This is a genomic window from Niallia oryzisoli, from assembly GCF_036670025.1.
GTDB lineage: Bacteria > Bacillota > Bacilli > Bacillales > Cytobacillaceae > Bacillus_BD > Bacillus_BD oryzisoli.
Window position 1 is genome coordinate 655817 of the sequence record NZ_CP137640.1, and the last position, 24226, is coordinate 680042.

General features: G+C 38.1%; 22 protein-coding genes. 16 read left to right on the forward strand and 6 right to left on the reverse strand.

Annotation, left to right across the window (positions count from 1 at the left end):
• The first annotated feature begins 297 nt into the window (after positions 1 to 297).
• Together R4Z09_RS03290 and R4Z09_RS03295 are read left to right on the forward strand one after the other, a co-directional pair.
• A complete protein-coding gene (locus R4Z09_RS03290) occupies positions 298 to 837 on the forward strand; it encodes a DUF1697 domain-containing protein (protein ID WP_338450959.1) in 540 nt (179 codons plus the stop codon).
• A gap of 313 nt (positions 838 to 1150) precedes the next feature.
• Positions 1151 to 2518, forward strand: coding sequence for a dipeptidase (locus R4Z09_RS03295; protein ID WP_338450960.1), 1368 nt, complete (start codon positions 1151 to 1153; stop codon positions 2516 to 2518).
• 117 nt (positions 2519 to 2635) lie between these two features.
• Here R4Z09_RS03295 and R4Z09_RS03300 read toward each other — a convergent pair whose 3' ends face one another.
• From R4Z09_RS03300 to panD, 3 genes are all read right to left on the reverse strand, one after another.
• Positions 2636 to 4246 (reverse strand): alkaline phosphatase D family protein, encoded by a 1611-nt coding sequence (locus R4Z09_RS03300; protein WP_338450961.1) that lies wholly within the window; start codon positions 4244 to 4246, stop codon positions 2636 to 2638.
• 302 nt (positions 4247 to 4548) lie between these two features.
• Positions 4549 to 5397 carry a YheC/YheD family protein gene (locus tag R4Z09_RS03305; protein ID WP_338450962.1) on the reverse strand — a complete coding sequence of 283 codons (849 nt, stop codon included), beginning with the start codon at positions 5395 to 5397 and terminating at the stop codon, positions 4549 to 4551.
• Positions 5390 to 5779: an aspartate 1-decarboxylase gene (panD, locus tag R4Z09_RS03310; RefSeq protein ID WP_338450963.1), complete on the reverse strand. Its 390-nt coding sequence runs from the start codon at positions 5777 to 5779 to the stop codon at positions 5390 to 5392. The genes R4Z09_RS03305 and panD overlap by 8 nt, the downstream gene beginning before the upstream one ends.
• Positions 5780 to 6023: 244 nt before the next feature.
• Between panD and R4Z09_RS03315 the strand changes: the two genes are divergently transcribed.
• Positions 6024 to 6818 carry an enoyl-CoA hydratase/isomerase family protein gene (locus R4Z09_RS03315; protein ID WP_338450964.1) on the forward strand — a complete coding sequence of 265 codons (795 nt, stop codon included), beginning with the start codon at positions 6024 to 6026 and terminating at the stop codon, positions 6816 to 6818.
• A gap of 67 nt (positions 6819 to 6885) precedes the next feature.
• On the opposite strand, the gene R4Z09_RS03320 is transcribed toward R4Z09_RS03315, so the two are convergent.
• On the reverse strand, positions 6886 to 7695 hold the full coding sequence (locus R4Z09_RS03320; RefSeq protein WP_338450965.1) for a hypothetical protein: 810 nt from the start codon (positions 7693 to 7695) through the stop codon (positions 6886 to 6888).
• Between the two features lie 141 nt (positions 7696 to 7836).
• On the opposite strand from R4Z09_RS03320, the gene R4Z09_RS03325 reads away from it, so the two are divergent.
• On the forward strand, positions 7837 to 9126 hold the full coding sequence (locus R4Z09_RS03325; RefSeq protein ID WP_338450966.1) for an MFS transporter: 1290 nt from the start codon (positions 7837 to 7839) through the stop codon (positions 9124 to 9126).
• Between the two features lie 111 nt (positions 9127 to 9237).
• On the opposite strand, the gene R4Z09_RS03330 is transcribed toward R4Z09_RS03325, so the two are convergent.
• The gene (locus R4Z09_RS03330; protein ID WP_338450967.1) at positions 9238 to 9822 is read right to left on the reverse strand and encodes a uracil-DNA glycosylase; all 585 of its coding nucleotides are present in this window, start codon (positions 9820 to 9822) and stop codon (positions 9238 to 9240) included.
• A gap of 106 nt (positions 9823 to 9928) precedes the next feature.
• Entirely contained in the window at positions 9929 to 10792 is an 864-nt protein-coding gene (locus tag R4Z09_RS03335; RefSeq protein ID WP_338450968.1) for a HipA family kinase, read from the reverse strand.
• A 637-nt stretch (positions 10793 to 11429) separates the two neighbouring features.
• Here R4Z09_RS03335 and R4Z09_RS03340 point away from each other — a divergent pair.
• The 12 genes from R4Z09_RS03340 (at position 11430) to R4Z09_RS03395 (ending at position 24221) form a co-directional block, all read left to right on the forward strand.
• Complete coding sequence (locus R4Z09_RS03340; protein WP_338450969.1) at positions 11430 to 12200, forward strand: electron transfer flavoprotein subunit beta/FixA family protein; 771 nt, start codon at positions 11430 to 11432, stop codon at positions 12198 to 12200.
• A 14-nt stretch (positions 12201 to 12214) separates the two neighbouring features.
• On the forward strand, positions 12215 to 13189 hold the full coding sequence (locus tag R4Z09_RS03345) for an electron transfer flavoprotein subunit alpha/FixB family protein (protein ID WP_338450970.1): 975 nt from the start codon (positions 12215 to 12217) through the stop codon (positions 13187 to 13189).
• A 61-nt stretch (positions 13190 to 13250) separates the two neighbouring features.
• The gene (locus R4Z09_RS03350; RefSeq protein WP_338453192.1) at positions 13251 to 14459 is read left to right on the forward strand and encodes an acyl-CoA dehydrogenase family protein; all 1209 of its coding nucleotides are present in this window, start codon (positions 13251 to 13253) and stop codon (positions 14457 to 14459) included.
• Between the two features lie 356 nt (positions 14460 to 14815).
• The gene (locus R4Z09_RS03355; RefSeq protein ID WP_338450971.1) at positions 14816 to 15238 is read left to right on the forward strand and encodes a MaoC/PaaZ C-terminal domain-containing protein; all 423 of its coding nucleotides are present in this window, start codon (positions 14816 to 14818) and stop codon (positions 15236 to 15238) included.
• Complete coding sequence (locus tag R4Z09_RS03360) at positions 15239 to 16543, forward strand: sigma-54 interaction domain-containing protein (RefSeq protein WP_338450972.1); 1305 nt, start codon at positions 15239 to 15241, stop codon at positions 16541 to 16543. It abuts the gene before it with no gap.
• Positions 16544 to 17272: 729 nt separating this feature from the next.
• Positions 17273 to 18073: a 1,4-dihydroxy-2-naphthoyl-CoA synthase gene (gene menB / locus R4Z09_RS03365; protein WP_338450973.1), complete on the forward strand. Its 801-nt coding sequence runs from the start codon at positions 17273 to 17275 to the stop codon at positions 18071 to 18073.
• Positions 18074 to 18089: 16 nt separating this feature from the next.
• The gene (locus tag R4Z09_RS03370; RefSeq protein WP_338450974.1) at positions 18090 to 19733 is read left to right on the forward strand and encodes an AMP-binding protein; all 1644 of its coding nucleotides are present in this window, start codon (positions 18090 to 18092) and stop codon (positions 19731 to 19733) included.
• A 62-nt stretch (positions 19734 to 19795) separates the two neighbouring features.
• Positions 19796 to 20542 carry a 3-oxoacyl-ACP reductase family protein gene (locus R4Z09_RS03375; RefSeq protein ID WP_338450975.1) on the forward strand — a complete coding sequence of 249 codons (747 nt, stop codon included), beginning with the start codon at positions 19796 to 19798 and terminating at the stop codon, positions 20540 to 20542.
• A 195-nt stretch (positions 20543 to 20737) separates the two neighbouring features.
• Complete coding sequence (locus R4Z09_RS03380) at positions 20738 to 21517, forward strand: enoyl-CoA hydratase/isomerase family protein (RefSeq protein ID WP_338450976.1); 780 nt, start codon at positions 20738 to 20740, stop codon at positions 21515 to 21517.
• A 139-nt stretch (positions 21518 to 21656) separates the two neighbouring features.
• The gene (locus tag R4Z09_RS03385; RefSeq protein WP_338450977.1) at positions 21657 to 22412 is read left to right on the forward strand and encodes an SDR family NAD(P)-dependent oxidoreductase; all 756 of its coding nucleotides are present in this window, start codon (positions 21657 to 21659) and stop codon (positions 22410 to 22412) included.
• A gap of 219 nt (positions 22413 to 22631) precedes the next feature.
• Positions 22632 to 23063: a MaoC family dehydratase gene (locus R4Z09_RS03390; protein WP_338450978.1), complete on the forward strand. Its 432-nt coding sequence runs from the start codon at positions 22632 to 22634 to the stop codon at positions 23061 to 23063.
• Positions 23064 to 23450: 387 nt separating this feature from the next.
• Positions 23451 to 24221, forward strand: a complete 771-nt coding sequence (locus R4Z09_RS03395; RefSeq protein WP_338450979.1) for an electron transfer flavoprotein subunit beta/FixA family protein — start codon at positions 23451 to 23453, stop codon at positions 24219 to 24221.
• Positions 24222 to 24226 lie beyond the last annotated feature (5 nt).

Genomic DNA, 24226 nt, shown 5'->3' on the forward strand with positions numbered 1-24226 from the left:
GTTGAAATAAAACCTCGTCCTTTCATATTTCGGTGGCAATCGCTGGTGGAAAGTAATTATACCCCATGAATTGTTATAATATGAATGGAAAGCCAAGATTAGATATCCTAGATTTATAGGGATGCAGGACAGGGACTACGGCCACTAATTAATTCCACCTGAATATTAAGTAAGCGAAGCTCAGTAGATATCATCTTATAAACCGCTGGGACAAGGTGCCCTTGGCGGATGAATTTGATGGGATTCATAGTCAAAATTGAAATATGCAAAAAGGAAGAATGTGAAGGGGTGCGATTCATGGGAAAATATATTGCTTTTCTGCGCGGAATAAATGTTGGTGGAAAAAACAAAATATCCATGCCCGAATTAAGGGAGTTATTTGAACAAAATGGATTTGATGATGTTGTAACATATATAAATAGTGGAAATATAATCTTTTCTAGTGATAATAACGATGAAAAAATGCTTAAAGAAGAATGTGAAGTATTAATTGCAAATAAGTTTCAACTTAATATTCCTGTCGCAATTATTTCCGTAAATGACCTTTTTGATGCGCATAGTAATGCACCATTTTGGTGGGGGCAAGACAAGGATTCAAAGCATAATGCGATTTTTATTATCCCCCCGACTACTGCGGAGGAAGTAATTGCGGAGGTAGGAGCAATAAAACCAGAGTACGAAAAAGTTGATCATTATGGAAGAGTTATTTTTTGGTCAGCACCTATCAAAACTTTTTCAAGAACACGATGGTCAAAGATTGTTGGCTCGCGTTTGTATGATAGCATAACGATTAGAAATGCAAATACTGTTAGAAAGCTATTGCAGCTTGTTGAATAGTAAAGGATATGCTCTTTCATTTTTAAAGAAACGGTCAACCAATAAGGACGCAGGCACAGGCGCCGTGACCTATCTGCTAATTCCAACTGAATTACATTTTAGTAAGGCTCTGTTGAGGCCAACTTATAAACCACTAGGATAAGGTGCCTGCCCTCTTGTCTCTCACTCAAATTTGTTATAAAGAAATAAGAATGTGTTTAATATGTTTATTTCAGGAGAATACACCTCATTTACCTTTTTTAATAACATGAAGGTTTTCTTCATTATTTTGTCTAAAATAAGAGAGAGAAAATAAATTGGAAAAGGTGATGAAATGAGTCAATTATCCGAGCTTTTATCAACTAATTACGATAAAAATATCGAAGAATTAAAAGAATTACTCCGTATTCAAAGCATTAGTTCCTTATCTGAGCATAAAGAGGACGTACAAAAAGCAGCTTCATGGATTTCCAATAAATTAAAAACTATTGGAATGGAGCATGTTGAAATCATTCAGACAAAAGGTCACCCTATTATTTATGGTGACTTGATTCATAAGGAGGGTGCTCCGACGGTTTTAGTATATGGCCACTATGATGTACAACCGGTTGATCCTGTTGATTTATGGGAAACACCTCCTTTTGAACCGACGATCCGTGATGAAAAGATTTTTGCTAGGGGGGCAACAGATGACAAGGGACAAATGTTCCTCCACATCAAAGCGGTGGAAACTTTATTGGAATCAGACGGATCATTACCTGTAAACATTAAGTTTTGCATCGAAGGGGAAGAAGAAATCGGAAGCCCTAATCTTCCACACTTTTTATCCGAAAATAAAGAAAAACTATCCTGTGATGTGGTTTTGATTTCTGATACAGATATGTGGGAAAAAGGAGTACCAGCCATTACTTGTTCGTTAAGAGGTCTATGTGCACTGGAAATTACTCTTAAAACGGCTAATTCTGATTTGCATTCAGGCATGTTCGGAGGGGGAGTCCAGAATGCAAACCACCTATTGGTACAGCTGCTTTCAACTCTTCATGATGCAAACGGAAAAGTAAATGTTGACCATTTTTATGATAATGTAATCGAACTGACAGACTATGAAAAAGAACAGATGGCAGAATTAGGCTTTGATGAGGAAAAACTAAAGCAATCTTTAGGACTAACGAATTTGACTGGGGGAGAAAAAGATTATCCTTATCGTGAGAGAATTAGTTCTCGACCAACATTAGAAATAAACGGCTTATGGGGCGGGTTTCAGGGTGAAGGAACAAAGACTGTCATCCCGAATGAGGCACATGTCAAAATAACCTGCCGTTTAGTCAATAATCAACATCCCGAAAAAATTCAGCAATTGGTTAAAAAGCATCTGGAGGAGAATGCACCAATTGGATGTACAGTTGAAGTTTCTCTTGGTGATACCGGCAATCCATTTTTAACGCCTATCGACAGCCCGATGATGCAAACAGCTGCTGAAGCATATAAAAAGGTATATGGGAAATCACCTGTTTACAAAAGAGAAGGCGGCTCCATTCCGATTGTTTCGGATTTCAACAAAATATTAAATGCTCCCGTAGTCTTAATGGGATTCGGTTTGCCAGGTGAAAATCTTCATGCTCCAAATGAACATTTTCACTTAGAGAACTTTGATAAAGGGATCTTAACAATATGCTCCTTTTTAGAGTTAATTGAAAAATAAGGAACGCTGGAACAACCGAGTCCCAGCAAAATTATTCAAGGGGGCAGGCAACCATGACCCAGTAAAATTGATACCTACTGGGTCGCGGTGCCTGTCCCTTTAACCTAGATTTATATTTTAAAGGGGTGTAGCGGTTAATTGCTTTAATACTGGTTTTCCGTCTTCTACAACAAAGGATGCGCGGGTGCTGATTGGAGCACCTGGTCTTGTTACATAAGGAATGACCTGATAATCTGTTTGCCATGTACTTTGTGTCAGTTTACAGCGTACATATCCACGATAATTATTGAAAAATTTAATATGCGGATTCTCTTTTAGGTATTGTGCTGTATTGTTATTCACATCAGATCCGTCACCATTGGAAGTAATAGAAGTTCCCACAAACTCTACCGCAACATTTTTTGAATTAGCGTCATGGAAGTCTACTTTGACCTCATTTGCCCAGCTGGTATGTACGTCTCCAGTAAGAACAACCGTATTCTTAATGTCCTTTTCCGCTAAAAAGTCAACAATTCGTTGACGTGCCGCAGGATATCCATCCCAAGCATCCATACTTACATATTCTTCGTTAGGATCAAAATCACCATCACGGTGAGCGAAAAATACTTGTTGAGCTAATACTTTCCATTTTACTTGGGATGAAGCTAGTCCATCTAGAAGCCAGCGTTCCTGCTGCTCACCTAAAAGGGTACGGGTTGGATCCTCGGATTCAGGAGTTGGGACTTTCCATCCATCCCCATTTGCTTGATCATCCCTGTATTGACGAGTGTCAAGAACATTAAATTCTACTAAATTACCAAAAGCTAAGCGGCGGTACAATTGCATATCGCTTCCATTTGGTAAAGTAGTACGACGAAGTGGCATATGCTCATAGTAGGCTTGATAAGCAACGGCTCTCCGCTGCATGAAATCTTTTTTCGACTGCTTTTGCGGATCTTGAGGAATATCATTGGCGTAGTTATTATCCACTTCATGATCATCGAATGTAACAATCCAAGGGAAATTAGCGTGTGCTGCTTGCAGGTCACTATCTAATTTATATAGAGCATAACGGTTACGATAATCGTCAAGTGTATAGATTTCCGGAGCCGAATAATCCGTTGGTCGAACCTTTGAACTGTGGCTTCCTTCATAAATATAATCACCAAGATGAATAACCAAATCGAGATCATCCTTTGCCAAGTGTTGATAGGCTGTGAAATGGCCTGTTGGCCAGTTTTGGCAGGAAACAAAAGCAAAATTTAGATGATCGACCGTACTGTTATAGGCAGGGGCTGTCTTCGTTCTTCCTGTTGGGCTGATGTGATCATGTGCTTTAAAACGATAATAATACCATGTAGATGGATCCAATCCTTCAACTTCCACATGGACAGAGTGACCAAGCTGTGGTTTGGAAAGCTCATTTCCTCTTTTTACAACATTTTTAAAAGTAGCATCAAGAGAAACCTCCCATTGTACTGGCACTGGATGGTTATCCATACCGCCGCCGTTCAATGGATCTGGAGCAAGTCTAGTCCATAAAACAACTCCATCCGGAAGCGGGTCTCCTGAAGCGATCCCCAAAGTAAATGGATATTGTAGTTTGTTAGAATTGCCAGCATTATCATTTGGGGCTGCAGATGCATAGTTAAATGGTATTGAACTTGCAATAGTAGCACCAAGGGCAATCCCAACCCCTTTACCTGTGTTTTTCAAAAAATTTCTACGTTTGTTATCAAATTCTTTCATTTTTCATCCTCCTCGTACTCAAACAGTGTAGAATTAAAATATTTAGAGAATTTATTTATAACGTAAAAGAATAGTAAATCATAGGAAAATGATAGATTTGGAGGAATCATTCTCTTGAATTTTAGGTATAAAAGTAATGGGTAAAATACAAAGATTTGTCGAAAATTAGTACCAAGGACTATCTAGAAGTATTATTTTTTAGACGTTGCCAGGTTAATGCTAAAATCCCCTTGGAAACAAGGGGATTGACGTCCATCGTTTTATTGTTTATGCAAGATTTCAAAAAACGTTGGTAATTCAACTTAATCTTGTTCTTTTGCTTTTTCCTTTAAATAGTCATCAAATGAATGAATCATAAATTGTATCCAGTTATCATAAATTTTAGCTTTTTGGTTCATAATTCTTTCATATACGCTTTGATCGGGTAGTAAGGAGAATAATTCTAGATCGGGACAGCCTTTTAAATCATCCGTATTTACTTCAATAATCCACAAGTTTCCATTTTGGTCCAGGGCAAAGTCGAGTCCAACTTCAGTGAAAAAATGGAATTTGTCTAGCATCTTACAAATTTCCAAAGAGACATTCTTTAAAATATCTTTTGTAAAATGATGGTTTTGATTTGGAAATAGCAAAGCAATTAACTCATCTGTAGGTTTAACTGAACCGTTACTAATTCCAATATTGGAAACTAAAGACCCTTCTCCTCCAATTCTTATTAAATCGCCAGCATAAATCCATGAACCATCCATCTCCCTATATAAATGCGATCTAATGTCAAATGGACGCCCGTTATAACGGATTGCTGGAATTCCTCTTTGAATGATTGTAATTTTATCATGGTAAAATTGATCAATTTGCTTATAAGTCTCTTCGAAGTTTTTAAAAGTAAGTGCTTCTTTTCCTTGTATAGTCCATTCAAAGAAGCTCCCGTTCTTATGAACAGTACTTATATCCTTTCCTCCCCAGGTTGCAATGGATTTAATATAAACAAGGGGATAATCGGTAAGCATTGATGCTAAAGAATCCTTCGTAAATAATCTGGTTTCTGGAATTTCAATATTTTTTAGGGAATGTAATGTTAATAATTTATACATTTCCCATTTATTAATAAACTCCCTGTCTGGGTCTAGTATTGGTGTCATCTTATTCATTCTCCCATGGTTCCATTAATGGATTTTCTACAATCTTAGTAATTTTGTTTTGATCATCAACATAAGCCACCACTGTTTTTAAGTTTGCTAATTCTTCTTCTTCGAATATTCCAGTACTTAAGATGATGACAATGTCCCCCTTGGTAAATAAATGGGCGGGTGGGCCGTTTAAGCAAATGATACCTGAATGTGACTTTCCAGGAATCGCGTAGGTTTTCCAGCGGGCTGCATTGCGAAGATTGGTAATTTGCACCATTTCGTAGGGTAAAAGGTTGGTTACCTTCATTAATTCTTTATCAATAGTAATGCTGCCAGGATAATTTAAATCTGCTTCAGTAACCGTGGCTCTATGAATTTTTCCCTTACACATATATCGTTTCATTCTGCTCCTCCGGGTAAGTGGAATATATTTATACAAATGTTATATGTAGTGCTGAATAAAAGGTGTATGTACGGTCTATACTCTCTTTTTAAGATTTACAGGGACAGGCGCCGTGACTCAGCCATAAGGCTGGGTCACGATGCCTGTCCCCTTGTGTCAAAATATTTTCACAAATATTTTGACAATTTTGTAAATGCATCTGTTAAAATTATATTGACAATATTTGTGGGAGGGAGCGGGCAGAATGAGGGTTACAATTGAAAAAACAGAAAAGGATGGTAAAATTTCGCTGCAGGAAAGCGGCGGGTTCGCTATTGTTACAATTAATCGTCCAGAGCTGAAGAATGCATTAACAAATAGAATGTGGAATGATTTGAAAGAGGTTGGTAAGCGCATCACACAAAATCCAAAGAATAAAGTTGTGATTCTACGTGGAAAGAATAAACTGTTTACCTCTGGCTCAGATTTAAAACAATTTAATCATTTATCGATTGAGGAAGCGAATGATGCCTTTCGCATCATGGAAGAGGCGATTTCAACTTTTGAAAGACTGCCGTTACCAACGATTGGAGTGATCAATGGTCCTGCTATGGGTGCCGGTTTTCAGCTTGCTTTAGCCTGTGATATTCGCATTGGAACCCCAAATACAAGGATGGGTATGCCTGTTGGAAGATTGGGTATTACGTTAAATCAGTCTTTTGCCAGAAGAATTGCTGATCTCATTGGAAAAAGCAGAACAATGGATCTGGTTTATACAGGCAGACTTTTAAAACCGTATGAATGCTATGATCTAGGGCTTATTAATTATTTATTAGATGACGATACGGATGTAAATCATTATGCTATCGAATTAGGAAAAAAGGTAATGGAGCAATCACCAGCATCTCTTCTGGCCGTCAAAAAAGCACTGTCCTTTAGTAATCCAACAATTTCCATTCCGTGGGAAACAGGTCTTGATAATTGTGTTGATGCTTTTGATTTTCCAGAAGGAGTAAGTGCGTTCGTTGAAAAAAGAAAACCTAACTTTAAAAGGAGATAAATTATTCCTTTAAAATAAAAAGGGCGCCCAGATATTATAGCAGAAAATTGGATGCCCTTTCTTTATTTTATCCTACGAGTTTGATGGCTGCTAGTTCAATATGAATATCAGTCATTTCGATTTCAAAATAAGCTAGAAGTGCTTCATTCACTTTTTGTTGTATTTCTTCCAACGGTTCAACAATATTCTTCTCAAGAGACCAGTTCAGTTCAATTTCAATCTTAACACTTTGAAAGGTATTAAAATCACTGTCAAGGATTTTGGCGTTTCTAACATATTTCAATTGCTTACAAATGTATAGGATCATGTCACGATACACATTTTCATGCACGATAATAGTTCCTTTTGTAAAACGAGGCTGAATGACCGTTACTTCGCCAATATATTTTGCTTGTTTCGAGAAAAGGTATAAGCCTTTTTGGATGATTTTTTTTAATTTATTCGATTCTACTTGTGTATATGGAATAGGAATAACATGTTTTCCTTGCGTGTTACGCATATGGCGGGCCATATTAATTTCCTTGCTTGTTCGGATTTCTGAGATATCTACATATTTATGAATTTTTCCCAGCTCTAATTTTTTCGCGATTAAGTCAACCATTTTGACGGAGGTTCCTACAATTAATATTTTAGCAACGCAAGTCATTTGGATTGCATCAATCACTTCCTTGCGATGCTCCTCATAGAAAAAAGTTGCCCGCTTAACTGCCTTTATATAATTATTTTCATACTTTGCCGAGGTTCCTGCCATTTTGCTTCCGTTTATTATGAATATTCCGTCATCTATAATGGCAGGGATATTATGTTCATGGCAATATTGTAAAACACTCGTACTTTTTCCAGTACCACTTTTCCCTACTAAAGCATAAACGATCAAATAATGACCCCCTTTTTACAAGTGATTTTTTTACCTGAACGACGAAGATACTTTAATGTCTTAATTATAAGATAAAATTGATTTCTACTGTTACAAAAAAACCATATACATATAAATAAAAGCAAACAGGAGTAGGAATCATTGGAAAAACAAAATAGCGGATTTAGATGGGTTGTTTTTGCTTCTGTCTTGGTTACTTATTTATGCATTGCGAACCAGCGAACTGCTCCGGGATTGATTACAGACCAAGTGATGAGGGACTTTCAAGTTTCAGCATCAACGATTGGGCTGCTGACAAGTATTCAATTTTTTGTGTACACTGGTTTGCAAATTCCGATGGGGATGCTGGCTGATCGTTATGGGCCCAATTTTTTTCTCATTATCGGTTCTATCCTAACGGGTATTGGTACCATCATTTATAGTATTAGTACGCATGAACTTGTCCTGTTCCTTGCTAGAATCCTTACGGGTATAGGGGATGCGACCATCTGGGTCAATATGGTGTTAATTTTAGGCCAATGGTTTAGTGCAAAGGAATTTGTTCGGTTAATTAGTTTGGCAGGTATGACTGGGAGTATTGGCTTCCTGTTAGCGACCGTTCCTTTTTCCGTTTTGATTGACATACTTGGATGGAGGGGAGCATTTTTTGCAGCGGGAATCCTATTATGTTTATGTGGCATTAACTTATACTTTGTACTTGTAAAAAAGCCAAAGCAGCTTTTACTAAACGAGCCGATTGCTGCAAAAGATGAGGCAAAACGTGAGAAAACGTTCAACCTGCTTAAGCGAATATTTTCAAATCGGCAGGCATGGGCTTTATTTTTTTGTCACTTTGGGATTGTCGGTGCATATGTAGGATTTATCGGTTCGTGGGCTGTACCCTATGGGATGAATGTGTATGGAATGACACGTTCAGATGCCAGCCTCATCATAATGATGGGGCTTATCGGGGCACTTATGGGTGCTCCTGTAACGAGCTGGATATCGAGTCGATTAGAAACCATTAAGCGGCCATATGTTGTGGTTCATATCACCATTTTATTTAGTTGGTCTTCCTTTCTTATTTTTAAAGGGGGGCCGCCATTGTTCTTGCTCATTATGCTCTTCTTTATTATTGGCTTTGGCTATGGGGCAAGTGCCTTAACCTTTGCCGTCGTTCGTCAGTCTTTCCCTATAAAAGAGTCAGGTATTGTTTCTGGGTTTGCCAATACAGGTGGATTTTTAAGTGCCGTATTACTGCCAAGCATTTTTGGTAATGTCTTAGATCACTTCCAGGCTGTTTCAGGAAATATTGGTGATGGTTATTACTATGGTTTCATCACTCCAGTAATCTTTTCCATGATTGGCTTAGCGGGAGTGATTTCTATTAAAGAAAAGCGAACTGGTACGCAGAGACAGGCACCTCGTCCTGAAGAACACCGGCCAGTTTAATTTAAAGACATAAAAAAATTGGTTCGCAGGGACAGCACCTAGACTCAGACTTCGTTCACAGTGTTAACTCATGGTGGTCACTGGATCAATGAACCTGTCCCTGCATCCCTTTTAATTGAGTGGCCTTTGCTTCAAATAATGTTCTGCCACTAGTCTCCAATCTTCTAAAAATAGCGGCCATAGGTTAGGACGGCGCCTTACAGCTAATGGATGGTAGGCTGCGGTTGTTTGGTAACCTTGGAAATTGTGAAATTTGCCTCGTAACGATTTAACGTCTGTTTCAGGATCTTGAAAGAATGATTGGACAGCTATGTTTCCAAGGCAAACAATATATTGAGGCTGTTTTGACTCCAGCTGCTGCTTGAGGTGATTCATACAGATATGTCTGGTTTGTTCTTTATCATAGGCCCGTGTTGGTCTTCGCTTTAATACATAGGTTACATATAAATCATCGGCTTTTAATCCAACTTGATCGGCAGCTTTCTGTAACGTTTGCCTTGTCCCGCAGACAAAGGGCTTGTTTTCCCGATCCTCACGGGCACCAGGGTTATCTAGTAAGACGAGAATGGGTGCTTCTGGATTTCCTTCTCCCCACACCATTCGTGAACCATGCTTAATAAGTCCACATTCACTGCAATTGATTAGTTTTTCCGGTGTTGGTTCTTCTGGCCACAATGAAAAACAAAAATCAGCCAAATTATTTATCCTCCTATATTTTCTAGTTTTTTTAGTATATCCAACTGGAAGCAGAGGAACCGTCCCTGTGCTTCCACGCCTGGAAACTAAACGGCCATTTAATAGTTTAATTGTTTTTCTTTTTTTTAGACTTTTTCCTTTTCTTTTTTTTCGTATTATTGCTGTCATACCTGGTAATGAATTGGCTGATGAGATTTGGTAATTGATCTTTCTGCTCTACCAGAAAATGATAGAGAGCTTCACGTTCTTCCAAGGTTACTTGCCACTCTTCGGGTATCGATTGAATGACTTCCAGGATTAATTCATTTGGAACAGATACTATTTTATCTATAAACGTTGTATACTCTTCAGGATTAAGAATAGAGAAGGCCCATTGGTAGGTGTCTCTGTACGACAACTTTTTATTTCGTTTCTTAATCAACGTTTGTGGTGACCATGTGTATCCGCCCGGAAAGCACTTTCCATGATCAATCATATGGAGATAATAATTTCCTTCGCTAAGTCGTTCCATTAGTACATTCCTCAAGGTCCGATCATAATTAAACACCCAGTGATCAAATACCACCATAGCGGCAATCATATCGGGATTCTTGATTTCCATCTTGGAGGGTAGATTATTATTCAATTCTTTAAGGATAAAACTGTTTTCGATAAATGGACACGCAGATTGTAATCCTGGATTAAATTGATATCTTGTGGAATGTAATTCAGGGGTATTAGCTATGAATTCATCGGGAATATACACACTTTCGAACGGGACAACAGGAAGGGAAAGTAATGTTCCTAATTTACTTACAACATACTCATTGATGACTTCTTTAGCTCTTCTAGTTTCAGTACCATTCCATTTCACTACATATTTTTTGCCATCACTAAAAAGAATCACATGGGCCGTTCCGCCTGACAATGTTTGTAAGAACTTAACTGGGTATTTTGCTTGTCCTACATTTTCCGTTTCTATTTCTTCCATCCCGCACCTCTCTTTAACATTAGTTTTTTCATAAATAGTTTAGGTCTAGCATTGCAGCTCAATTCTTTACTCCTTTCTTTATTATTCCTATTAAGAACTACAAAATAGAGTTCCTTATATACAGTAAATACAAATTGAACAGATCTGAAACGGACAAATACATAATTTTACCGGATTTATTTACTTTTCGTTATAAGACATATATTTAATATGTAAAAAAATAATAATTTGATTTTATTCGCACCTCTAATTGTGAGTCCTATCTAACAATTGGAGGTACTTTTATTATGACTTTTGAAAACGCTCTGCAGCTAGTTTCCAGTCTTCTAAAAATAATCGCCATAAATTAGGGAGCCGCCTGACAGTTAATGGGTGGTATGCTACCGTTTTTGGATACCCATGGACTTTTGCAAAAACGATTAGTAATTATGCGAAAAATTATCACTTTTGCGAGATGATATATATACTTGGGTCTTTGTTTATAAAGGACATCTATTGGCATGAAACTTGCAATATGAATAAGTGAGAGGAGGAAAGTTTAGTTAAATATTTCAATTACAAAACAAGATGATTGTTTTACGTGAGTTAGTATCCAAGTATTGGATATATATATATAAACGAAAAAGGAGAGACACAAATGAACATCTACGTGATTATGAAGCGTACCTTTGATACAGAAGAAAGGATTCAAGTTGAAAACGGTACCATTAAGAGTGATGGTGTTGAGTACATCATTAATCCTTATGACGAATATGCCATCGAAGAAGCAATCTCTCTTAAGGAGAAACACAGTGGTGAAGTGACTGTCCTTACCTTTGGGGAAGAGGAAGCAGAGAAGGAGCTTCGTACCGCACTTGCAATGGGAGCGGACAAAGCCGTATTAATTGATAGCGATGAGTTAGAGGAAATCGATCAGTTTTCTGCCGCTACTATCCTAGCAACCTATTTAAAAGATAAAGGAGCAGATATTATTCTTGCAGGAAATGTGGCTGTTGATGGCGGTTCTGGCCAAGTAGGACCGCGTGTAGCTGAAATGCTGGGAATACCGCAGGTTACAGCGATTACAAATCTTACGATTGATGATGGAATGGCGTTAATCGTCCATGATGTAGAAGGGGACGAAGAAACAATCGAAGTATCACTTCCTGTTCTTGTTACCACTCAGCAAGGTTTAAATGAACCCCGTTATCCTTCTTTGCCTGGGATTATGAAAGCAAAGAAGAAACCATTTGAGATACTCGAGTTAGATGATTTAGATTTGGAGGAAGAAGAGGTAAAGGCGAAAATTGAAAAAATTGATATCTTCCTGCCGCCTAAGAAACAACAAGGAAAAGTTTTAGAGGGTGAATTAAATACTCAAGTTCAACAACTCGTTTCATTATTAAAAACGGAAGCAAAAGTTATTTAATAAGGAGGGTTATTATGGGAAGAAAAGTATTAGTTCTAGGTGAAATTCGTGACGGTGTTTTAAGAAATGTTTCCTTTGAAGCCATTGCTGCAGCAAAAATCATTGCAGACGGTGGAGAGGTGGTTGCAACATTATTCGGAGAGACAATCGGTGATGAAAGCGCAGCTATGCTCCATTATGGAGCAGACCGTGTGGTGAAAGCCGAACATCCGGATTTAAAATCGTATACGACTGACGCCTATCAACAAGCATTACTACAAGTTCTGGAGGCAGAAGAGCCGGATGGTTTTGTAATGGGGCATACAGCACAAGGAAAAGATTTATCACCTAGAATTGCGGCCAAAATAAATACAGGCCTTGTTTCTGATGTGGTCAATATTGAAAATGATGGCGGAAATGTCATTTTCACAAGTCCCATTTATTCAGGGAAAGCATTTGAAAAAGTCAAAATCAATGAAGGGATCATATTCGCAACAATCCGTCCTAATAACATTACTCCGCTAGAAAAAGATGAATCACGTTCCGGTGATGTCAATGAAATGAGTGTGGAGATTAAAGACCTTCGCACCATCATAAAAGATATTGTTCGGAAGTCTACTGGCGGAATTGATCTATCCGAAGCGAAAATTATCGTTTCTGGCGGGCGTGGTGTGAAGGCAGCGGAGAACTTTCAACTTTTGGAGGAACTTGCCGGTGTATTAGGTGCTGCAGTAGGTGCTTCACGAGGTGCTTGTGATGCAGGTTATTGCGATTATTCTTTACAAATCGGACAAACTGGTAAGGTTGTCACTCCAGATCTTTATATTGCCGTTGGGATTTCAGGGGCCATTCAACATTTAGCAGGGATGTCGAATTCAAAAGTCATTGTGGCAATTAATAAGGATCCAGAAGCACCTATTTTTGATGTGGCGAATTATGGAATTGTTGGTGATTTATTCGAAGTGGTTCCATTGTTTATCGAAGAAATGAAAAGTGTAGTCGTTAGCTGAGTTAGTTATTGAATCAATAGATTCTTAATTATATATGAAAAATGAGGAGGAGTTTTTAATGATGAATTTTCAATTAACTGAAGAACAACAAAGCGTACAAAAAATGGTGAGAAAGTTTGTGGACAAAGAAATAATCCCGTACATTCAAGAATGGGATCGTAATGGAGAATTTCAACCTTCTATTATGAAAAGATTAGCGGAATTGCAACTTATGGGTGTTTGTATCCCAGAGGAATACGGAGGTATCGGTATGGATTATAATACACTTGCTATTGTTTGTGCTGAGTTAGAGCGTGGAGATACTGCGTATCGAACAGCGGTTTCCGTTCATACAGGTTTAAACAGTATGACGCTATTACAATGGGGCAATGAAGAGCAAAAACAAAAGTACTTAGTACCACAGGCTAAGGGTGAAAAGATTGGTGCGTTTGGTTTAACTGAGCCAGATGCGGGAAGTGATGTAGCTGCAATGAAATCAACAGCACGAAGAGACGGGGATGCATATATTCTTAACGGTTCAAAAACATGGATTTCTTTATGTGATTACGCGGATAACTTTCTGATTTTTGCAAAAACTGATCACGATGCGGCGCATAAAGGGATTACTGCTTTCATCGTAGAACGTACATTTCCTGGAATTTCAACAAGGGGATTCAAAGGAAAATTAGGAATACGTGCAGGCAATACCGGTGAAGTCTTTTTTAATGATGTAAGGGTACCTGTAGAAAATAGACTCGGTGAAGAAGGCGAAGGATTTAAAATTGCCATGGCTGCTTTAGATAATGGTCGTTTTACTGTTGCAGCAGGGGCTGTTGGTTTAATTGAAGCCAGCCTTGAAGCGAGTGTGAAATATTGTCATGAGAGAAAAACATTTGGAAAAGAAATCGGTAGACACCAGCTTGTTCAGCAAATGATTGCTAAAATGAGCGCAGATCTTGAGATTTCCCAATTGCTAGTTTATAAGGCTGGTTGGTTAAAAAATCAAGGAAAACGGAATACAAGAGAAACATCATTAGCGAAATGGATTGCGTGTAATGCGGCATTTGAGGCAGCTAATAATGCGGTCCAAGTCCACGGTGCATACGGTTACTCTGATGAATATCCAGTTGAACGTTTCCTTCGAAATTCTAAAGCACCGGTGATTTATGAAGGAACAAGAGAAATTCATACGGTCATGCAAGGTGAATATGCGCTAGGATATCGTGAAGATAAACCACTTCGAAAAATGTTACCAGCATGGCCATTTGAGGAAGTTTCGCTACAAAAGTAAGGAAAACAAGATCATTCTAAAAAGATCATACCTTAGTGTATGATCTTTGTTTGTCATTTTTTAAATTACTCTATTAAAGTGTGCTATTGATTTTTGGCTCATATTTGAGAGAAATGTTATTTTTTGAAAGATAGAACATTAAACTTTATAGGCATGAGAAAATATATTTTTTCAGGTCCCTACGTGTTATTTTGCAAGGATGAGCCGAAGTCAACAACCTGTTTAACAAAACCTAATCATTTAATAGAATACTAATATTTATTTGTTTATAAATTTGGAAACGGTTTCTTTCGTTTTTTAATATTTTAGTATATACTAAAAATTAAGAAAATTATGTCGGGATAGGAGGATTCTTGATGAGCCTAACCAACTCAGAATTGCTTACCGGGCAATCAGCCAGTTTACAGCGGATATTTACAGAAGATGATCTGCACCAATATAATGAATTAACAAAAGATTTTAATCCAATCTATCAACATTATGACATTGGTTTAGATAATAGGGATTCACGTGCTATTATTCCTGGGCTATTGGTGGAGGGATTAATCTCTCAAGTGATTACCGATAAACTTCCGAGATGTGCTTGTGTATTGCTGCAAAAAGAAATGATTTATTATCATCCTGTTTATATTGGAGATGAAATAACCGCTGAATTAACAATTGTTGATATTAATCATGATAGAGATTGGGTGACGCAAAAGGTGATATGTTTCAATCAAAATGGAACCGAGGTTATTAAGGGACAAGTTGTTATTTATGTTACCGGGAAGGTGATATAAATGGTAACATCAATTCATCAAGTTGAAGATTGGGGATATCTAGAAGTTGATGAAAGAGGAGTATTAATGGACGTTAGTCCAGATTTTTGTGAGCATTTTTCAATCAATAAAGAAGATTGTCTTGGTGGTTCAATCCATGATATCATTCATGGAATGTATGGCCGAAAGCGTAAAAAGGTCTTCTTCGGTGTGATCACCAAGATTAATTGTATTATTCGAGTAACGAAAAAAGGAAATCGGGATATTTATCGAGTAATTGTACGTGATGGTGATATCGAGCATTATGAAATGGTATCGTTCATGCATGCGATTGATTTACAAAAAATGAACAAAAAAAAGCCTCACCAAAATAAATACAGCTTTGATGAAATAATTGGCAATAGTGAGGCTATGAATAATGCGAAAGAGTTAGCTACTCGAATTGCGACTAGTAATTCAACCGTGCTTCTGACAGGGGAAAGTGGGACAGGTAAGGAATTATTCGCTCAAGCAATTCATGGAATGAGCCCTAGGAAAAACAACCCTTTTATTGCCGTTAATTGTGCTGCTATTCCTGGGGAATTATTTGAATCTGAGCTATTTGGTTATGAACCAGGAGCGTTTAGTGGAGCAAAAAAGGAAGGTAAGCCTGGGAAAGTTGAATTAGCCATGAATGGGACCCTTTTTCTTGATGAAATTTCTGAACTCCCTTATGAAGCACAGGGCAAGCTACTTAGAGTCCTGCAGGAAAAAGAGGTTGAACGGGTTGGAGGAACAGTTAGTAAACACATCGATGTCCGTATTATTGCGGCAACCAATCGTGACTTAGGACAACTAGTGGAGGAAGGGAAATTTAGACAGGATTTATTTTATCGACTATTTGTTTTTGATTTATTAATCCCCTCCCTTCGTGAAAGGATAGACGACATTCTGCCTTTAGCCTTTTATTTTATCGATTATTTTAATGTGAAGTTTGATCATGAAGTGAAACACATCGATGCCAGGCTTCAAGATTGGATGTTGAACTACGATTGGCCTGGAAATGTGCGTGAGTTAAAAGCGGTCATTGAACGGGGAATGAATATTGTAGATGGAGATACCTTATCGATGAATGATATCTATTTTTCAACTCAGGTTTCTACGAATTCACCAAATAGAAAAACCGTACCACTGCAAAGTTTAGAGGATGAAGTGAGAAATGCAGAGATAAACGCCATTCAAAGAGCTTTACAAGAATCGAATGGGGATAGAACTTTAGCTGCCCAAAAACTAAAAATTCATATTGCAAGCTTGTATCGGAAAATAGCCAAGTACAACTTGAAATAACGGTAACACACTACTTAGTAGTGTGTTTTTTTATGTTTATAATTGGAAGTTTACAAATGGACTCTTGCCAACAAGGGTCCTATTTGTCCCCATTTTGCGTAAATGATTCTTGGCTTTGCGAAAATTATTATAATTGCGAGATTTATCGGATTTATTGCTTGTGTTATCAAGGATATAAGTTGGCACAGAACTTGCAATATTAATAAGTGAAAGGAGGGATAACATTTCTGGAATATGAATCATTTGAATGCATGAAGGATTGGTAGTTTACAAATGCACTCTTACCAATAAGGATTCCATTAGTTCTATTTTTGCGTAAATGATTCTTAATATTGCGAAAATTATTATAATTGCGAGGTTATTGGATAATGTTGCTTGTTTTATCAAGGATATAAGTTGGCATGGAACTTGCAACATTAAAAAGTGAAAGGAGGGATAACATATCTGGAATATTTAATTTCATTCAAGAGAAGTCTTCCACTTCAAAAGTTAGGAGATGAATGTCAGGGTTTTGTCAATTCAGTGGGGGTGAAAACCCAGGCTGAATAAAGTTAAAGCCTTCGGTGTAGATATTCGACTTTCGGGAAGAAAGAATACCTAAGTGAGCTCAGTTATTATCTGGGCGCAAATAGGCCATGGCGCATTTAACTTGTAGAATCATTTGAATACATGAAGGCTATGTTAAAGAATTTTCATGAAAACACAACATTGAAAATGGGGGAATGAAAAATGGAATTAACGGAAGTATTGTATGAAAAAACAAATGGAATAGCAAAGATTACGATTAACCGTCCACAGGCTTACAATGCCTTTACAGGACGTACGATTCAAGAATTAATTTGGTCTTTCCGTGATGCTTGGGATGATAACCAAGTAGGTGTTGTCATTTTAACAGGTGCTGGTGAGAAGGCATTTTGCACAGGTGGAGATCAAAAACAAAAAGGTGATGAGGGAGGCTACGATTATAACGGTGGATTAGGAGGCGGTATTGGTCTTGAAATTGAGACATTACACCAAACGATCCGCAATATTCCCAAACCTGTTATTGCCGCAGTCAATGGATATGCGATCGGAGGCGGCCATGTTTTACATGTGATATGTGATTTGACGATTGCTTCAGAGAACGCCAAGTTTGGACAAGCTGGGCCAAAAGTTGGTAGCTATGATGCTGGTTTCGGTTCTACTTATTTGGCTAGAGTTGTTGGGGAAAAGAAAGCAAGAGAAATTTGGTATTTATGTGAGCAGTATACCGCTCAAGAAGCCAAGGAAATGGGCCTTGTCAACAAGATTGTTCCAGCTGACCAGCTTCAAGCGGCAGCAGAAGAGTGGGCTACGAAGATTCTTGCTAAAAGTCCAACAGCAATCAAAATGCTTAAATACTCATTTAATGCTGATAGCGCCCACATCCAAGGGATTTCTCAACTTGCAATGGGCAGTCTAGCGATGTTTTATAACACCGACGAATCTGCAGAGGGAATGAATGCCTTTTTAGATAAAAGACCGGTAGACTTTAGCAAGTTTAGAAAATAAACAGGAGATGAAGCCCGTGAAGTTAGAAACGATTTTGAGTTCGGAATATGTGGATAAATATCAGTCCATTTGGCCAAATAAAACCATTGTTGATTATCTAAATGATGCCATTGCAAAATTTCCGGATAAGGTTGCAATTATTGATAAAAAGAGTCGCTATACGTATCGTGAACTAGGGAAAATGGTCGACCGTGTTGCCTTAGGGATGTTGGAACTGGGCTTAGGAAAAGGGGATGTCATCTCGATTCAGCTGCCTAACTGGAATGAATTTATAATTCTTCACTATGCGGCAACGAGAATAGGTGCCATTACCAATCCGCTGATTCCAATTTATCGAGATCGTGAAATTGGTTATATGGTGGGAATGGCTGAGTCGAAAATGATCGTCGTTCCCGGTGAATTTCGCGGATATGATTATCCAGCCATGATTGATAGGCTGTCCCATCAATGGCCGTCACTTGAACATGTCTATGTAATTGGCGAAAATGTACCGACTCATATGAAGCCACTGGCATCATTGTTCGATAAACCATGGGAAGAAATTTGTGATCCGGCCGTATTAAATGAAATCACTCATGATCCAAATGATGTAACTGAAATTATTTTTACCTCTGGAACAACGGGAAATCCAAAAGGGGTCATGCATACGCATAATACAATTTGCGTCTCAACCAATTACTGGGTTGATCATTTGCAATTAACTTCTGACGATGTGATGTTCATGGCATCGACCTTTGCTCACCAAACTGGATTTGGGTATGGTGTCCGCCTGCCGACTACGATCGGAGGAACAGGTGTTTATCAAGATATTTGGAATCCGTTAGAATTTATTGAGTTAATTGAGGAAGAAGGAATTACTTTTACAGCCGGGGCAACTCCATACCTGCAGGATATGATGCAATTGGAGGGACTTGAAAGTCGTAACATTGATTCATTAAGAGTATTTGCCGCTATGGGGGCACCAATTCCAATGGCGTTGGTAAAAGAAGCTTCCCAAAAAGTGAAATTTGCGATTTTGTCTGGTTGGGGTTCAACGGAATGTGGTCTCGTTACTTTAACAAAGCTTAACGATCCTGAAGAAAAGCTGACAGGTACTGACGGTGTAGCACTTGATAGCATGGAAGTAAAGGTGATTGATTCGAACGGAGACGTTTGTCCGCCGAATCAGGAAGGAGACCTTCTAACCAGAGGACCGGCTATATTTGTTGGCTATTTGAAAAATCTCAAGGGGACCGTGTCTGAGTATAAGGATGGATGGTTTGACACGGGAGATCGCGCGTATATGGATGAAGACGGTTACATTAGAATTTCGGGGCGAAGTAAAGATATTATCATTCGCGGCGGTGAAAATATCCCTGTCGTTTATATTGAAAATGTATTGTATGAACATGAGGATATATCGGATGCGCAGCTTATCGCAATACCTGATCCAAGACTGCAAGAGAAGGCATGTGCCGTTATTGGCATGAAACCTGGGAGGAAGCCTCTTAGTTTTCAAGTACTACAGGAATACCTTAAACAAAAAGGGGTTGCTAAGCAATATTGGCCAGAGTATCTGGAAATTGTTGAGGAATTCCCAAGAACTCCAAGTGGAAAAATTCAAAAGTTCCACTTGAGAAAAATGATTCTCCAGCGTGTAAGTGAACAGAAAATAAATTGATAGATTCATATTGTATTAACATTTAATCATTTTAACTAATAAGAAACGGGAGTGAAATAAATATGACAAAAAAAGTAGCCTTCATTACTGGAGCAGGACGTGGAATTGGAAGAGAGATTGCTAGAACTTTAGCTTCTCGGGGAATGGATATTATTGTAACCGATGTCAATATCGATAATGCAAATGAAACGGTTTCCATTGTGGAAAAAGAGGGTGGAAAGGCAGTTGCGGTTTATTGCGATGTTACAAAACTTGAAAGTGTTCAAGAAGCGGTGGGAGCTTCCCTTGCCCATTTTGAAAAAATTGATGTATTAGTGAACAACGCTGGATGGGATAAGGTTGAGCCATTTTTGAAAAGTGAGCCAAGCACATGGAAGCTGATTGTGGATATTAATTTAATGGGGCAAATTCATACTTGTAAAGAAATTTTACCTGTCATGATCAAAAATGGTTTCGGTAAGGTGATCAATATTGCCTCTGATTCTGGAAGAGTGGGTTCAAGCGGAGAGGCCGTTTACTCGGCAGCTAAAGGAGGCGTCATTGCTTTCACTAAAACGATGGCACGTGAGATGGCAAGACATAAGATCAATGTGAATTGTATTTCACCAGGACCAAGTAACACCCCTCTTTTCGAAGAAATTGGATCTTATAATGAAGGGATTGCCACAGCCCTTGAAAAAGCTATTCCATTTAGACGTTTAGCACAACCTAGCGATATTGCTAATGGGGTTGCATTCTTGGCGTCTGAGGAAGCGGACTATGTAACAGGCCAAACGCTTTCCGTTAATGGCGGATTAGCAATGGTATAATTTTGAAAATTGACATTTTTATAATAGATGAATAGTTGGGGAAATAATTATTTGTCCCTCTTCTCACAAGCTGCATCAGGTGGCTAACTTCAATGAATCAAAAAGGGCCGCCGTGCAGCTTATACATAAGGGGACTTAAGGATACAAGACTATTATTCTTATAAAACGCTCTATAGCGATAAGGAGGAATTGTTCATGAACTATGAAAATCTAATTGTTGAAAAGGGAAATAAAATTGGTTTTATAAAAATTAATCGTCCAGAAGTAAGAAATGCCTTGAATAATGAGACAGTTACAGAAATTTTAGCTGCTTTTGAAGAGTTAGAGAATGATCAGGAAATCAGTGTGATTGTATTTACCGGAGTGGGGGAAAAGGCATTTGCAGCCGGAGCGGATATCAACCAACTGACAACAAGGAAAGCGATGGAGGCCTTTAAAACGGGAAGTATGAGTGATGTGTACCGCAGGATTGAAAACAGTAAAAAAGCAACGATTGCAGCCATTAATGGGTTTGCCCTTGGCGGTGGTAGTGAACTAGCCATGAGCTGTGATATTCGAATGGCATCCGATAATGCAAAATTTGGATTACCAGAATTAAATTTATCTGTGATCCCTGGAGCAGGTGGAACACAACGTTTAACTAGAATCATAGGCAAGGGCCGTGCAATGAATATGATTTTAACAGGAGAATTTATTTCTGCGAGCGAGGCAAAAGCGATTGGTTTAGTAACTGATGTGGTTCCGTTAGAGGGCTTGATGGATGCTGTTCTCGAAAAGGCTGAAAAAATCGTAGCAAAAGGACCTCTTGCCATTCAAATGGCCAAGCTTGTGGTGAATCGAGGCTTTGAGGTCGATATGGACACTGGATTGCTTATTGAATCTTTAGCACAAGCCTTCCTATATACAACTGAAGATAAGGTAGAAGGAACGAAAGCTTTCCTTGAAAAAAGACAGCCATCGTTTTCAGGAAAATAATTGGAGAAATGGATTTCTGTTGAAAGGTGAAGAGCTGCTCAATCAAGTTGAATGGAAAACTTATTAAGTTAGTGCTCTAGCATTTTAACTTTTTTTATGAGGAAGGTTGTATCCACTTCATTACAGGAGGAGAAGACAGGTGGAACTAAATTTGAAAGGGGAAAATGTCTTCATTACAGGCGCAGCAAAAGGCATTGGTCGAGGAATTGCCTTTGCTTGTGCCAGTGAGGGAGCAAATATTGGTTTACATTATCTTAGCTCTCGAGAAGAAGCGCTTCTTACAGCTAAGGAAATCACTTGTACTTACGGTGTGAATGTGCATCTAGTCAAAGGTAATATCGCAAAAATAGACGATGTGAAAAAGATGAAAGAAGAGCTAGACAAGAATCTAGGTGGTCTTGATTGTATTGTAAACAATGCGGGTTTCTCTAGAATGAAAACATTCTTTCAATATGAACTAGATGAATGGAAACAAGAAGTTGATACTTGTTTTTACGGAGTTTTGAATTTGGTGCATACGTTTATGCCTGACATGTTAGAAAAAAAGCAAGGGAAGTTTATTAATATCGTCGGTGATTCAGCACGAACAGGAGATAAAAATTTAATCGTTTCTGCAGCTGCTAGAAATGGAGCTATTAGCTTCATAAAATCAATAGCACAGGATGTAGGAAAAAGCAATGTTCAATGCAATACTGTTGCGCTTGGATTGATCGATAGTGGTTCATTGAGCTTCAATGAAGCTGTATTAGAAAAAATTGTAAAGCAATATCCGTTAAAAAGGATTGGAAAAGTGGATGATGTGACGGGAATGATCTTGTTTTTGTTATCGAATCATGCTGATTGGATTACCGGTCAAGTGATCTCGGTAAACGGCGGGCACAGTATGCTTGGATAACAGAGAGGGCTAACAGCACCTGTTTGTTTATAAAGTCTGCAGATACTGATCATTAATCATAAGCTGTTTTCGTGAACATTGTTTTTAAAATCGTAAAGTTAATTTTGTGCTTTTGAAATCAGTGTGCAAGCTCTTTTCTTATCTAGCTCGTTCTAGTCTTTTCTCTAAAGCTACGAAAATTTAAGAAAAGAGCTTAATTAATTAAAGGGGATGCTAATCATGAAAATAAAAGTGATAAAAGAAGAGCTCCTGTATGAAGATATTCAAATAGGGGATAAGGATTCTTTTACTAAAACGATTTCTGAGTATGATATTGTTCAATTTGCCAGGCTGACGGGTGACTTTAATCCAGTACACCTTGATCAAGAGTATGCGAAGCAGACACCTTTTAAAGAAAGAATTGCTCATGGAATTTTGTCAGGCAGCATTATTTCTACTGTACTTGGAATGAGGCTGCCTGGACCGAATACTATCTATTTGTCACAAAACTTTAAGTTTCTAGCACCTGTAAAAATTGGAGATACGATACAGGCAAATGTTGAGGTAATTGAAAAAAGAGATGATAAGAAGATCATTAAGTTAAAAACGCAAGTGATGAATCAACATATGGAGTTAGTAGTAGATGGGGAAGCAGTCGTCATGAAAAAATAGCCGGGCTGGAAAACAACTTGTTTCTGTTTTCAGATGAAGCACCAGAATGACAGACCGTGTATGATTCTCTCCTCCTCCACTAAATGATTGAGCCTTCGATAAAGAAAAATTGTTCCTTTCATTTCTAATGCTACCCTTGAATAGGAGAAGGACAAAGTTTCATGTATAACCTTTACTTATTTCGCAATAATTATTCGCAATATTGCGGAAATTATCGGTTTTGCGAAAAAAATCAAACTCCACCCCATACTAGTAAAGGGTAAAGGTTGGCACGAAACTTGCAAGTATATAAATAAGAGATGAAAGATTTCTTTCAATCTCATATTTTTTACCATTACTTTAAATCCAATATGGATAAAAAAATAAAATGAAAAAGGAGAGAGACAAATGAACATTTACGTGATCATGAAGCGTACCTTTGATACAGAAGAAAGAATTGCCATTGAAAATGGTAACATCAAGAGCGATGGTGTGGAATTTATTATTAATCCTTATGATGAATACGCCATTGAGGAGGGAATTGCTCTTAAAGAGAAACACGGCGGTGAAGTAACTGTCGTAACCTTTGGGGATGAGGACGCAGAAAAAGAACTTCGCACTGCTCTAGCCATGGGTGCTGATAAAGCGGTATTGATTGATAGTGATGAAGTAGATGATGCCGATCAATTTACAACGGCTACGATTCTAGCAACTTATTTAAAAAATCAAAACCCAGATATCATTCTTGCAGGTAACGTTGCGGTTGATGGGGGATCTGGTCAAGTAGGGCCGCGTGTAGCTGAGTTACTAAACATCCCTCAAGTGACAGCGATTACAAGTCTAACAATTGAAGATGGGAAAGCGACCATGATTCATGATTTGGAAGGGGATGAAGAAACGCTTGAAGTATCTCTTCCGGTGCTAGTAACGACTCAACAAGGGTTGAATGAACCTCGCTATCCATCGTTACCAGGAATTATGAAAGCAAAGAAAAAACCGTTAATCACCCTCGAGTTAGATGATTTAGATTTAGAAGAAGATGATGTAGAAGCAAAAACGGTAAAAGTAGACGTCTTCCTGCCGCCGAAAAAACAACAAGGAAAAGTTTTAGCAGGCGAATTAAATAACCAAGTTCAAGAGTTGGTTTCATTATTAAAATCTGATGCGAAAGTGATATAAGGAGG